This window comes from Roseibium sp. AWQ4_290, assembly GCF_056160985.1.
Genome location: NZ_JBSWYG010000013.1, coordinates 170,078 through 182,715, shown reverse-complemented (window position 1 = coordinate 182,715; position 12,638 = coordinate 170,078). Strand labels below are relative to the sequence as shown.

The 12,638-nt window shown below is 57.6% G+C and carries 11 protein-coding genes; 5 read left to right on the top strand and 6 right to left on the bottom strand.

Annotated elements, in window-relative coordinates; genetic code table 11:
• The first annotated feature begins 124 nt into the window (after positions 1–124).
• Positions 125–880 (top strand): LLM class flavin-dependent oxidoreductase, encoded by a 756-nt coding sequence (locus ACXAH0_RS14930; protein WP_475192465.1) that lies wholly within the window; start codon positions 125–127, stop codon positions 878–880.
• Positions 881–1,188: 308 nt separating this feature from the next.
• Here the strand turns inward: ACXAH0_RS14930 and ACXAH0_RS14925 are convergent, their stop codons facing one another.
• Both ACXAH0_RS14925 and ACXAH0_RS14920 read right to left on the bottom strand, forming a co-directional pair.
• The gene (locus ACXAH0_RS14925) at positions 1,189–1,419 is read right to left on the bottom strand and encodes a hypothetical protein (RefSeq protein ID WP_475180687.1); all 231 of its coding nucleotides are present in this window, start codon (positions 1,417–1,419) and stop codon (positions 1,189–1,191) included.
• 360 nt (positions 1,420–1,779) lie between these two features.
• Complete coding sequence (locus ACXAH0_RS14920; RefSeq protein WP_475192463.1) at positions 1,780–2,451, bottom strand: YggS family pyridoxal phosphate-dependent enzyme; 672 nt, start codon at positions 2,449–2,451, stop codon at positions 1,780–1,782.
• 553 nt (positions 2,452–3,004) lie between these two features.
• Here ACXAH0_RS14920 and ACXAH0_RS14915 point away from each other — a divergent pair.
• The 4 genes from ACXAH0_RS14915 to holA all read left to right on the top strand — a co-directional run bounded on the left by ACXAH0_RS14915 (position 3,005) and on the right by holA (position 7,989).
• On the top strand, positions 3,005–3,583 hold the full coding sequence (locus tag ACXAH0_RS14915) for a substrate-binding periplasmic protein (protein WP_475192461.1): 579 nt from the start codon (positions 3,005–3,007) through the stop codon (positions 3,581–3,583).
• 154 nt (positions 3,584–3,737) lie between these two features.
• Positions 3,738–6,359 carry a leucine--tRNA ligase gene (gene leuS / locus ACXAH0_RS14910; protein WP_475192458.1) on the top strand — a complete coding sequence of 874 codons (2,622 nt, stop codon included), beginning with the start codon at positions 3,738–3,740 and terminating at the stop codon, positions 6,357–6,359.
• Positions 6,346–6,924: an LPS assembly lipoprotein LptE gene (gene lptE / locus ACXAH0_RS14905; protein WP_475180668.1), complete on the top strand. Its 579-nt coding sequence runs from the start codon at positions 6,346–6,348 to the stop codon at positions 6,922–6,924. The genes leuS and lptE overlap by 14 nt, the downstream gene beginning before the upstream one ends.
• Positions 6,925–6,948: 24 nt before the next feature.
• Positions 6,949–7,989 carry a DNA polymerase III subunit delta gene (gene holA, locus ACXAH0_RS14900; protein WP_475192455.1) on the top strand — a complete coding sequence of 347 codons (1,041 nt, stop codon included), beginning with the start codon at positions 6,949–6,951 and terminating at the stop codon, positions 7,987–7,989.
• Between the two features lie 161 nt (positions 7,990–8,150).
• Here holA and ACXAH0_RS14895 read toward each other — a convergent pair whose 3' ends face one another.
• The 4 genes from ACXAH0_RS14895 to mnmG all read right to left on the bottom strand — a co-directional run bounded on the left by ACXAH0_RS14895 (position 8,151) and on the right by mnmG (position 12,549).
• Entirely contained in the window at positions 8,151–9,053 is a 903-nt protein-coding gene (locus ACXAH0_RS14895; RefSeq protein ID WP_475180658.1) for a ParB/RepB/Spo0J family partition protein, read from the bottom strand.
• A gap of 108 nt (positions 9,054–9,161) precedes the next feature.
• The gene (locus tag ACXAH0_RS14890; protein ID WP_475180652.1) at positions 9,162–9,986 is read right to left on the bottom strand and encodes a ParA family protein; all 825 of its coding nucleotides are present in this window, start codon (positions 9,984–9,986) and stop codon (positions 9,162–9,164) included.
• Between the two features lie 20 nt (positions 9,987–10,006).
• Positions 10,007–10,663: a 16S rRNA (guanine(527)-N(7))-methyltransferase RsmG gene (gene rsmG / locus ACXAH0_RS14885; RefSeq protein WP_475192453.1), complete on the bottom strand. Its 657-nt coding sequence runs from the start codon at positions 10,661–10,663 to the stop codon at positions 10,007–10,009.
• Positions 10,663–12,549: a tRNA uridine-5-carboxymethylaminomethyl(34) synthesis enzyme MnmG gene (mnmG, locus tag ACXAH0_RS14880; protein WP_475192452.1), complete on the bottom strand. Its 1,887-nt coding sequence runs from the start codon at positions 12,547–12,549 to the stop codon at positions 10,663–10,665. The genes rsmG and mnmG overlap by 1 nt, the downstream gene beginning before the upstream one ends.
• Between the last annotated feature and the right edge of the window lie 89 nt (positions 12,550–12,638).

The following is a 12,638-nucleotide window of genomic DNA, read 5'->3' as shown; positions in this document are numbered from 1 at the left end:
TGGCCCGCCGCCGCTGCGTTAAATGGGGACTACGCAGCGACGGGCCAGCTCATCACCAAGGGGGGCAAAATTGGGCGCCGATAAGGGGTCACGTTTGGATGCCGATTGACATGCCGACCCCGGAATGGTCAGCCCGATTGATCACGAAGGCCCCTATTTCAAAGTAAAAGGGCCGCTCAACCTGCCGCGGTTCGGAAAGGCGCCGATCCCGCTGATACAGGCCGGGGCCTCAAATGCCGGACGGGAATTTGCCTCGTCTGTGGCGGATGCTGTGTTTGCGTCGACGCCGGATATGTCGGCTGCAGCCGAATTGCGAACGGATTTGAGGCAGCGGGCAAAGGGGCATCGGCGCAAACCGGATGACATTCGGGTTTTGCCGGGGCTCAGTCTTTATCTCGCTCCAACAAAGGCGGAAGCTGAAGAGCTCTTTGCTGAAACCCATGCCAGAACAAGCCGGGAGCGCAGCCTCAATACGATCCGCGAGATGACCGGTCTTGATCTCTCGGAATGGCCGACAACCCGGAAAGTTTGTGCATCAGATCTGCCGCCGCCGCCGGAAAAAGTTCGAAGCCGGACGCATGCGCAATTGCTGCGGCGGATGATCGAGCGCGATGAGCCCATTGTTGAGGACTTGCTCAAACGTCACGAAGTCATCGGAACGGCGCATTGGCAAGTTGTTGGAACGCCTGCGGATGCAGTTTTTCAAATCAAAGAATGGGCGTCAGCTGGCGCAATCGATGGGTTTGTTGCTTTTCCCGGTGGTTCTGTCGGTGCAGTCGGTCTGTTCCTGGAGCAGGTGATTCCAGCGCTCACCGATCTTGGTCTTTTCCGCAAAGACTATTCAGGAACGACCTTTTTTGATCACCTGACTGAACGATAACGGTGATCAAGTCTGAACAATGCGGTGTTGCCTGGGGAGCGTCTCCCAACATAAACGGGGCGCGTCGCAAAGATTTTCTGCAGCCACAGCTTTCCTGCAAATGGCTCCATTTTCATGCTTCGTTAACCCTTTTCAGCACCGAAATCTCAAGACAGGGTCAAAATGAAAGCTTTGCGACAGGGCCCCAGGAAACGCAATGCGCTTTCAAAAAAAGAACCACCGCCGGCGTGACCGTACCGGCGGTGGTTCCTATCAGGCAACCTCACTGCGGATGGCAGTATACGGGGGGAGGATCGCCCGAAGCCTGATTACGGCTGTACAGCTGCGAATTCGGCCGGATCAAGCAGGTTGTCCTGATTGGCATCGGCAGCCTTGAAAACATCTTCCGTTACAGTCGGAAGTGCAGCAGTGACTTCTTCGAAGCTCACAAAGCCGTCCTGATCGCTGTCGATGGCTTCAAACGACACGCCCTCAGCAAGCGCTGCGGACGACATGGTGACAGCACCGACGAAGAGAGCAGCGATAATACGTTTGGACATGATGTAACCTCCAAATGTTGGTTTTGTCCGGGCCTCCCGCTGTCTTGAGCGTAAAGGGAAGCCCTTTTTTGCGTTCCGTCCATTCAACCGGCCCCTGCGACCCGCCGAACCGGAACAGGGGGGACTTTGATGGGGGAACACGACCGGCAAAAGGCTGCTCTTGGGAACCTTCGCGACAATGTTGTGGCTTCTCATCGTGTTCAGCCACAGGTCAGTCATATTCAGGTCAAGTTATGCAGTTTTTCTCAGTAAAAAGTTATATAAATCAGATAATTAAACGAATTATACTTTCAATTTATACATAAAATAGACACCGGAAACCAATTATAATTTAAAAGGAAATTTGAAATACTTTTCCAATCAAATATAGTCCCTGGCGCCAAAAATCGCCGACCCAACCCGCACATGGGTTGCACCAAAGCCGACTGCGGTGCGGTAGTCCGATGACATGCCCATGGACAGCTGCTCCAGTCCATTGCGGGCAGCCATCTTTTCAAGCAAGGCAAAATGCTCCCCCGGGGCCTCATCAACCGGGGGAATGCACATCAGACCCAGGATGGTCAGACCGATCCCGTCCCGGCAGTCTGCCACGAAGGCATCAACATCCTGCGGTGCAATCCCGGCCTTTTGCGGTTCTTCGCCCGTATTCACCTGAATGAAGCAGGGCAAATTTCGCCCCTGCTTGTCCATTTCCGCGTGAAGGGCCCGGGCAATTTTCGGCCTGTCGATGGTGTGAATGACATCAAACGTGGCAATCGCTTCCCTGGCCTTGTTCGATTGCAGCGGACCGATCAGGTGAAGCTCCACCCCGTCAAAATCCTCCCTCAGGCCTGGCCACTTTCCCATGGCCTCCTGGACACGGTTTTCTCCAAAGACGCGTTGACCTGCTTCCAGAACCGGGCGAATCCCGGCCGCCTCAAATGTCTTGGACACGGCAATCAGCGAAACAGACCCTTGCGGCCGGCCATACTCTGCCTCGGCCTCCCGGATATCGGTTTGAACCTTGAATAGGCGGTCGGCAGCGGAGGTCATCTGGTTTCCTTCCCGGAGCAGGGTCTTGAACAGTCTCGGTCAGTCATAGGCCGGGCCGGACGGATTTCTCAAGGCCTCCCCCCGGGATTTTCCGAAGAGAGCGCTTGAGAGGCGGACAGCATCTGCCGCTCCTGCCCTTCACGGGCCAGCTTGACGCGGTCTGCCCAAGTGACCGCCGGAATCGCACAACGTACAACCCTTGTCTTTAGATTTTTCGAACTCCGAAATTAAGTATTTTTTCCAGATAATGAGACAAAACTAAAAATCAAATACAAAGAACCGCAAAAAATCAAAAAGAACTCTTTCCTAAAACATCATATTTATAATTTATATTTTGGTTATTCTTTTTATCCATAAAGATCGAATGTTCATGGCGGCGCAGGAACCAAAGATGACGTTTGTACGGTCTTGTGCATGGTGTTTAACATTCCTTGTTTTCTTTGGTCTGACCAAAGCTCGCGCGGACACTTTCAAAATTGCTGTTGGAGAATGGCCACCTTTCATCACCCAGCAATCCCCCGGATTCGGGTACCATTCCCAACTGATCGAAAGAGTGTTTGCCTCTCAGGGTCACGAGATTGCGCTGACCTTCCTTCCCTGGCGGCGCTCCCTGGAACTCGTCCGGCGCGGACACATTCCCGCGACCTTTTCCTGGTCATATGTCGCCTCGCGCACGGAGGATGTGCTCTACCCGGCCGTCCCGGTCGATACACTCAAGGACGTTTATTTCTACCGGTCCGACCGGTTTCCCACCCCCTTGCCCGCCCTGACATTTGACGAGATCCGGACCCGCGGTCTCTCCGTCGTCGGCATTGGCGACTATTGGTACGAGGAACCTTTGAAAGCCGCCGGAGTGACCTTTGAGATGGCCTCAACGGAAGAAGAAGCCTGGCAGATGCTGCTCAACGGCCGGGCCGACCTTTATATTGAGAACAACATTGTCGGCCGGCAGCTGAGCCACGCCCTGCTTGGCGGCCAAGCCCGCCAGATTGCCATGACCGACCCGATCCGCACCGAACCGGTCTATATCCTGTTCAGCCGCCACCACCCTGATGGCCCCCGTATGCTGAAAATCTGGGAAGCGAGTGCCACCCCTGGCCGCCAAAGCGCATCCCGGCAAGCCCCGCGATAAGCTTTACGAAAACAGCATTGCAACATAAACAGGGTTCCTGCGGGTCTTTCGCATCTGACCTGTTGACCCGGAACCGGATTTCTGGTGACAGTCCGGCAACCAAACATTCAGGAATTCCGCCAGATCCCGGCGGCAAGAACAAACGGCACATTTAATGGCAACGGAACGGTACAACGCGCGCGAGGTTGAAGCGCGCTGGCAGAAAGTCTGGAACGACAAGGACGTTTTCGTCACACAAAATGACGACCCCCGTGACAAGTATTATGTCCTTGAAATGTTCCCCTACCCGTCCGGCCGGATTCACATGGGCCATGTGCGCAACTATGCCATGGGCGACGTGGTTGCCCGCTACAAACGCGCCAAGGGTTTCAATGTTCTCCATCCGATGGGCTGGGACGCCTTCGGCATGCCGGCCGAAAATGCGGCAATGCAGAACAAGGTTCACCCCAAGGACTGGACCTATGAAAACATCGCCACCATGCGCGACCAGCTCAAGATCATGGGCCTGTCACTTGACTGGAGCCGGGAATTCGCCACCTGTGACGTGGCCTATTACACCCAGCAGCAGCGCCTGTTCCTGAAATTTCTGGAGGCCGGGCTGGTCTACCGCAAGAACGCCAAGGTCAACTGGGATCCGGTCGACATGACGGTTCTGGCCAATGAACAGGTGATTGACGGGCGCGGCTGGCGCTCCGGTGCCCTGGTTGAACAGCGCGAACTGACCCAATGGTTCTTCAAGATCTCCGATTATTCCGAAGATCTGCTGGAGGCCATCGACACGCTGGACCGCTGGCCGGACAAGGTGCGTCTGATGCAGAAAAACTGGATCGGCCGCTCCGAAGGACTGCGGGTCCGCTTTGCATTTGTGGACCAGGCCCCGACCGGCGGCGCGGCCCTTGAGATCTTCACCACCCGGCCGGACACTCTGTTCGGGGCGTCCTTCATGGGGCTGTCCCCGGACCATCCGATTGCATCGAAACTTTCAGAGACCAATGCGGAGCTGAAAGCCTTTATCGAAGAGTGCAAGCGGGTCGGAACCTCGGAAGAGGCCATTGAAAAGGCAGAGAAAAAAGGGATCGACACTGGCCTTCGCGTCAAACATCCGCTCGATGAAACAATAGAGCTGCCGGTCTATGTCGCCAATTTCATTCTGATGGACTATGGCACCGGGGCCATCTTCGCCTGTCCGGCCCATGACCAGCGCGACCTGGACTTTGCCCGCAAATACGGGTTGCCGGTCCGCCCTGTCGTGCTGCCGAAAGATGCCGATCCGGCCACATTCGAGATTGGCGCCGAAGCCTTTACGGATGAAGGCACGATCTTCAACTCCGGCTTCCTGGATGGGATGACCATCAAGGACGCTAAAGAGGCCGTTGCCCGCAAGCTGGAGAAAGCCCGGATCGCAGGTGCCTCGCAAGGGGAACGCCAGGTGAATTACCGTCTGCGCGACTGGGGTATTTCCCGACAGCGCTATTGGGGCTGCCCAATCCCGGTTGTTCATTGCGAGACCTGCGGTGTCGTTCCCGAAAAGGATGAAAACCTGCCGGTGCAGCTGCCGGACGACATCAATTTCGACAAACCGGGCAATCCACTGGACCGGCACCCGACCTGGCGCGACACGACCTGCCCCAAATGCGGCAACCCGGCCAAGCGCGAAACCGACACGATGGATACCTTCGTGGACAGTTCCTGGTATTTTGCCCGCTTCACCGCACCCGATTGCGATCAGCCGACCGATCCAGATGCGGCCAATGGCTGGCTGCCGGTTGACCAATATATCGGCGGGATCGAACATGCGATCCTGCATCTGCTCTATTCCCGCTTCTTTACCCGCGCGATGCAGAAGGTGGGAGCGCTGGATCTGAAGGAGCCGTTCAAGGGCCTCTTCACCCAGGGCATGGTGACCCATGAGACTTACCGCCTCGGCGAGGGTGCAAGCGGCCGCTGGATCGCCCCAGCCGAGTTGAAATTCGAGGAAGCCGGGGGCACCCGCCGCGCCACCTTGATCGAAACCGGGGAAGAGGTCACGATCGGCTCGATCGAAAAAATGTCCAAGTCAAAGCGCAACACAGTTGACCCGACCGACATTATCGACACGTATGGCGCCGATACGGCCCGCTGGTTCATGCTCTCCGACAGCCCCCCAGAGCGGGATGTGATCTGGACCGAAGACGGGGTGCAAGGCGCATGGCGCTTTGTGCAGCGGGTCTGGCGTCTGATCGGCGACATCACGGATAATAGCGAGACCCGTGGCGGCACCGTACCCGACGTGTCCGGCAAGTCGCTTGAGCTGCGCCGGGCCAGCCACAAGACCCTGGCCGCAGTGTCCGGTGATCTGGAAAGTCTTGGCTTCAACCGGGCAGTCGCCCGGCTCTATGAATTCGTCAACACGATCAGCAAGACGGTCAGCGATGGCATCAACGACACCGCCACCGGATATGCGGTCCGCGAGGCGGCTGACTATCTGATCCAGATGATGGCCCCAATGATGCCGCATCTAGCTGAAGAATGCTGGTCGGCGCTCGGCCATGACAACCTGATTTCGGAAGCGGACTGGCCCGTGGCCGATCCAGCGCTTTTGACCGAGGATTCGGTGACCTATCCGATCCAGATCAACGGCAAACGGCGCGGTGAACTGGAAATTGCAAAAGAGGCTTCCAAAGAGGAGGTCGAAGCAGCTACCTTGGCTCTCGACTTCGTTCAAAAGACATTGAACGGGGCCACACCTAAAAAGCTGATCGTCGTGCCTCAGAGGATTGTGAATGTCGTTGTTTAACAGCACCTTCCGGAGCGAAGGTTCCCTCCGGCGCGCTGCCGTCTGCCTGTCTTTTGCCGCCGCTGTCCTTGTCAGTGGCTGTCAGGTACGCCCGCTCTACGGCACAAGCGCCACGGGGGATTTCGGATCCCAGCCGTCAGCAGTCGCCGCTGAGCTCGCTGCCATTGATCTAGACACAATTTCGTCCCAGTCCTCTAGTGGGGAGGCAGACCGGGCGCTCTATAATGAACTGACATTCCGCCTGGAACGGGGGGCTGGAAGCCCGGACAAAAAATACCGGCTCAAAATTCTAGCCTCCATCAACACATCCGCTGTTGCTGTTGAGCAGTTCGCCGATGTGCCGTCCGCCTATACGACCACCATGAATTCCACCTTTGTTCTCAGTGACATCGAGACAGGGGAAACCTTGACGACCGGGCGGACGTTCCGCTCCGCATCTTACGATTTCTCCGACCAGCGCTTCGCCAATCAGCGTGCTTCCCGGGACGCTCAGGAACGGGTTGCAAAGGCCGTTGCTGATGACATAGCAACCCGGCTCGCCGGTTATTTTGCCAGCCGGTCCTGATCAAACGCAGAAAGGCCACCGGCTGTGACCGTTCTGAAGGCCGCCGAAATCGACCGTTTCGTCGCCAATCCTCCGCAGGGCGGCGGAGTGGTGCTTGTGTTCGGCCCAGATACCGGACTGGTTTCTGAACGGGCCAGCCGTCTGGTGGCCAAAGCCTCCGAAGGCGACAGCGACCCATTCAATCTTATCAAGATCGACGCCAGCGACCTCAGTTCGGATCCAAATCGTCTGATAGATGAGGTCCTGACCGTTCCCCTGTTTGGCGGCCGCCGGATCGTCTGGGTGAAGGATGCCAGCGGCAAGAACATGGCGCCCGCCGTTGATCCGGTCTTGAAACTCGACGACTGGCAGACCCTGGTAATTCTGGAGGGCGGCGACATCAAAAAAGGTGTTGGCCTTCGCAAACTGATTGAGCCACACAAACGGGCCTTTGCCCTGCCCTGTTATGCGGATAATGACCGGGGCATCGACCAGTTGATCGATGAAGAAACCCGGGAGGCCGGCCTGACCATTACCCGCGAGGCGCGAGCTGCCCTGCACAGCCTTTTAGGCGGCGACCGGATGGCCAGCCGGGGCGAGCTGAAAAAGCTCTGCCTCTATGCCTTGGGGAAAGGCCAGATCGACAGCGATGACATTGAAGCGATCATCGGCGATGCCTCTGCCTTTGAAATGTCAGAACTTATTGATGCAGCAGCGTCAGGAAACATCGCAATCCTCGATCACGGGCTGGAGCGGCTCTCCGAGGCCGGCTCAAAAGCCTCGGTGATTGCCAACCAGGCGCTGAAACACTTTCAGCATCTTCACCGCATGCGGATCGACGTTGATCAGGGCAAACCGGCCCAGGCAGTGATTGATGGCCAGCGGCCCCCGATCTTCTTCAACCGCAAACCCAAATTCAGTCAGCAGCTCCGGATCTGGGCCTTGAAGGACCTTGAACGGGCCATGCAGATCCTGAGCGAGGCCACGCGGGTTTCCCGTCTCAATGATGCCCTCGGCATTCCGGTGCTCTCCGAAGCCTTGCTCACGCTCGCCCGGGTCGCGCGCGCGCGCAGCCAGCGGCGCTGACAGGTCGCCTTTCCTTGCCGGCAGACCTGAGGACGAAGCTTCCTCCAACGAACCTTCCTCAAATGGAGCTTTCAGCCCCCGTTCGTGCTGCCTGAACCCACTTTTTGCAGCAAATTTGGAGGAAAAAGTGAACGGAAGGAGATGCCCGAAAGCGGCAGGCCTTACCGGGTCTCGACGCCCAGCTTCTTGCAGATTTCGTCAAGCTGCTCGAGAGACGTGTACTTGATCTTGAGATCGCCCGATTCCTTGCCGGGCTTGTGGCCAACCACCACTTTGAGGCCCAGAGTATCGGTTAGGCGTTTTTCCAGGGCCTTGGTGTCGGCATCCTTCTGCGGCTTCTCGCCCGGTGCCTTTTCGCCTTTCATCTTGGCAAGCGCATCCGGGTCCTGCGAAATCTTTTCCGCATCCCGGACCGTGAGCCCCTTCTCCACGATCAGCTCGGCCAGCGCTGCCGGATCATCAACCGTGATCAGGGCGCGGGCGTGCCCGGCGGTCAGCAAGCCTTCTGCCAGATAGTCTTTGACCGAATTGGGCAGTTTCAACAGGCGCATGGTGTTGGCCACATGGCTGCGGCTTTTGCCGATCACCTTGGCCAATTCGCCCTGACTGTATTTGAATTCAGCCGTCAGCTGTTCATAGCCCATGGCTTCTTCAATCGGGTTGAGGTCTGCCCGCTGGACGTTTTCAATGATCGCAAGCTCAAGCGCTTCCTGATCCGTCACATCCCGGATGATGATTGGCGCTTCATGCAGACCCGCCCGTTGTGCGGCCCGCCAGCGGCGCTCTCCGGCGATGATCTCGAAGCGGTTGGCCTTTCCGGCCGCCGGACGCACCAGGATAGGCTGCACAATCCCCTTCGCCTTCAAGGACTCGGCAAGATCAGCCAGATCCTTCTCGGTGAAGGTTTTGCGCGGGTTGCGCGGGTTTGGTTCCAAGTGCTCAATCGGCACCTTGCGGCTGTCACGAACAATCTTTTCCGGCGCCGCTGCCTCTGGGGCCGAATCTCCGATAAGCGCCGCAAGACCACGGCCCAAACGTTTGTTCTTGACGTCCTTCTCCGCCATACCTCACCTTTTTCTTTTTATCATTCAATAGCTTAAGACGAAAGCGGCATGGAAACCCATGCCGCCACGACACGCAAACCGCTCAAGTGCCTTTTCATACAGCTCAAATCAGGCCGCAACCCGGCGCAACTGGCGTTCCCGCTGGATAATTTCAGAAGCAAGGCGCAGATAGGCCTGGCTGCCCGCACATTTCAGGTCATAAAGCAGCGCCGGCTTGCCATAGGACGGTGCTTCCGAAATACGGACATTCCGGGGAATGATCGTTTCATAAACTGCATCTCCCATGGTCTCGCGCACATCGGCAACCACCTGGCTGGAGAGATTGTTGCGGCTGTCATACATGGTCAAGACGATCCCATGAATGCTAAGCTCCGGGTTCAGGGCACTCTTGACCTGTTCAACCGTACTGAGCAGCTGGCTCAAACCTTCCAGTGCGAAGAACTCGCATTGCAGCGGCACCAGGATGGAATGGGACGCGGACAGCGCGTTGATCGTCAGCAGATTGAGCGAAGGCGGACAATCCACCAGCACATAGGTGAAGCCAATTTCCTGGAACAGACGTGAATGGGCCAGGTTCTCGATCGCGTTGCGCAACCGGAAGGCCCGGTCACTTGTGGATGCGATTTCCAGCTCCAGACCAAGAAGATCCATGGTGGATGGTGCCACCCACAGGCGCTGCACGTCGGTCTCGCGCACTGCCTCGGCCAGCGAGCAATCCCCACTCAGAATTTCATAAGTCGACAGGCCCCGGTCCCGGTGCTCGATACCAAGGCCGGTCGAGGCGTTACCCTGAGGATCGAGATCGATGACGAGCACCTTCTCTCCAATCGCCGCAAGCGCCGTGCCGAGATTGATGGCAGTCGTGGTTTTACCCACCCCACCCTTTTGGTTTGCAAGCGCGAGAACGCGCGGCGTTTCGGGAAGCATGCTCATTGCCACAACACCTTCCTAGGCTATTCCGGCCGGGCGGAGATATTTGAGAAAAGAAGCATCCGGCTCATAGGATCAACAAGACTTTTCTTTTCTACCAGATCAAAGGACCAAGCGTCAGAGGCTTCGTCAACTTCTCTTTGAAAATCCTGCCCTTTGTGGAAAACAGCCTTCGCTCCGGTTGCTGTGAACGGCTCGGACAGCTCGAACAACAGCTTCAACGAGGCCAGAGCCCGGGCGGACACAGCTTCCACCGCCCCCCCCGTCCACTCTTTCGTAACCGATTCGATCCGGCCCGGATGCACAGTACCCGTCGATCCGGTTTCCCGCAGGACCGTGCGCAGGAATGCGGCCTTGCGCTGATTGCTCTCAATGAGGTGAACATGGGCCCCATCCTGATCCGCCAGGAGGATCGCCGTCACGATCCCCGGGAAACCACCACCGCTGCCGATATCCACCCAGGTCCGTGCCTCTGGATAACTCCACTGGGTCTGAAGACTGTCGGCCACGTGCCGTGTCCAGATATCCGCGATAGTGGACGGAGCAATCAGGTTCTGCGCCGGTTGCCACTTCAAAACCAGATCCACATAGATCTGGAGCCGCTCAGACGTTTCACGTGAAACATCCCCAAACTTATGCACAACCTGTCCAGTGGCATTCAACAAGATGGGACGGCCCATTATGCGGCCCCTTTCTGGCTCTGCCGCTTCAAGTGGGACAGGATCAAGGTCAAGGCTGCCGGGGTCATGCCATCCATACGGGATGCTTGTCCAAGGGTCGCTGGTCGCCCATCCATGAGTTTTTGCTTCACCTCATTTGACAAACCAGTGATTGCTTCGTAGTCGAAACCATCCGGGATCTGCAAGGCCTCGTCCCGCTTCAAGGCTTCAATATCCGCAAGCTGCCGATCGAGATACACCGCGTAAAGCGCATCGGTCGCCACCTGCTCGGCAACCATCTGATCCACCTCTTCAAGCTCCGGCCAGATCCGGGTCAGGATTTCATAGGTCACATTGGGATAGGACAGAAGGTCAAAGGCGGTCCGGCGGATGCCGTCCTGGTTGACAGGCAGACCTTTCTTCTGGGCCTCCGACGGGGTCACCGTCAAGCTCTTCAACAGATCCCGCGCGTCGGCAATCCGGCGCATCTTGTCTTGAAAAGCGGCCTGGCGCAGCGCCGAAACGAGGCCACGCCCAATGCCCAGGGGCGTCAGCCGCTGGTCCGCATTATCTGCCCTCAAGGACAGGCGATACTCTGCGCGGGAGGTGAACATCCGGTAGGGCTCGGTAATCCCCCGGGTGATCAGGTCATCGATCATCACGCCGATATAACCTTCAGACCGGTCGATCACGAAGGGCTCTTTCCCGGCCACTTTGAAGGCCGCATTGGCCCCTGCCACAAGACCCTGCGCCCCGGCCTCTTCATAGCCTGTGGTCCCATTGATCTGGCCCGCCAGATAAAGTCCGCCGCACCGCTTGGCTTCCAGTGTTGGGCGCAGCTCCCGCGGGTCTACATGATCATACTCAATCGCATAACCCGGTTGAATGACTGTCACGTCTTCCAGGCCCGGAATAGTCTTCAGAAAAGCCAGCTGAGCATCCTCCGGCAAGGAGGTGGAAATACCATTCGGATAGACCGTGTAGTCATCAAGACCTTCCGGTTCCAGGAAGATCTGGTGCCCATCCCGGTCACCAAAGCGAACGATCTTGTCTTCAATAGAGGGGCAATAGCGCGGTCCCCGCCCCTTGATCTCGCCAGAATACATCGCCGACCGGGAGAGATTTTCCCGGATAATACGATGGGTCTCCGGGGTGGTCCGTGTGATATGGCAGGGGATTTGGGGCGTCTTGATCCGCTCTGTCAGTGTGGAAAACGGGATCGGCTCCGCGTCCCCCGGCTGTTCTTCCAGCCGATCCCGATGGATCGTCCGCCCATCGAGACGCGCAGGTGTCCCGGTCTTCAGCCGGCCCAGATCAAATCCGATCTCCTCCAAAGACTCCGACAGGCCCAGAGCAGGTGCTTCGCCAGAACGTCCCGCCGGGATCTTCCTGTCGCCTATATGGATCAGCCCACGCAGGAAGGTGCCACTGGTGAGCACGATCGCTGCACAGGAGACCACCCGGCCGTCGGCCAGCACCAGGCCTGTCACGACCCGCTGGCCAGCCTCTTCCCCAAACAGGATCTGATGGGCTTCCCCTTCCACCACCTGCAGACCCTTAACAGCGGCGATCTCTTTCTGCATCGCTTCGCGGTACAGCTTCCGATCTGCCTGAGCTCTGGGCCCACGAACGGCCGGTCCCTTACGCCGGTTGAGCATCCGGAACTGGATGCCGCCCTGATCTGCGACCCTGCCCATCAGACCATCCAGCGCATCAATCTCACGGACGAGATGCCCCTTTCCCAAACCGCCAATTGCCGGATTGCAGGACATCACTCCAATCGTCTCGAACCTGTGGGTCACCAAAGCCGTGCGGGCACCGGCCCGGGCAGACGCGGCAGCGGCTTCACAGCCCGCATGGCCACCTCCAATTACCACGACATCGACAGTCAATTCCTGGTCGCTCATAGTTTCACCGTTCACACGGACGCTGTGACTTCCTGCGCCCGGCTTCATCCAGATCAATTTTCGGGATCGGTTTCCGGCACCCGCCGGAT

Bases quoted from the DNA above. Each gene is read 5' to 3' on its own strand.
- rsmG (WP_475192453.1), bottom strand. From the start codon at position 10,663: ATGGGCCGTCCCATCTTGTTGAATGCCACTGGACAGGTTGTGCATAAG.
- mnmG (WP_475192452.1), bottom strand. From the start codon at position 12,549: ATGAGCGACCAGGAATTGACTGTCGATGTCGTGGTAATTGGAGGTGGC.
- ACXAH0_RS14920 (WP_475192463.1), bottom strand. From the start codon at position 2,451: ATGACCTCCGCTGCCGACCGCCTATTCAAGGTTCAAACCGATATCCGG.
- ACXAH0_RS14930 (WP_475192465.1), top strand. From the start codon at position 125: ATGGTCAGCCCGATTGATCACGAAGGCCCCTATTTCAAAGTAAAAGGG.
- ACXAH0_RS14895 (WP_475180658.1), bottom strand. From the start codon at position 9,053: ATGGCGGAGAAGGACGTCAAGAACAAACGTTTGGGCCGTGGTCTTGCG.
- ACXAH0_RS14925 (WP_475180687.1), bottom strand. From the start codon at position 1,419: ATGTCCAAACGTATTATCGCTGCTCTCTTCGTCGGTGCTGTCACCATG.
- leuS (WP_475192458.1), top strand. From the start codon at position 3,738: ATGGCAACGGAACGGTACAACGCGCGCGAGGTTGAAGCGCGCTGGCAG.
- lptE (WP_475180668.1), top strand. From the start codon at position 6,346: ATGTCGTTGTTTAACAGCACCTTCCGGAGCGAAGGTTCCCTCCGGCGC.
- ACXAH0_RS14890 (WP_475180652.1), bottom strand. From the start codon at position 9,986: ATGAGCATGCTTCCCGAAACGCCGCGCGTTCTCGCGCTTGCAAACCAA.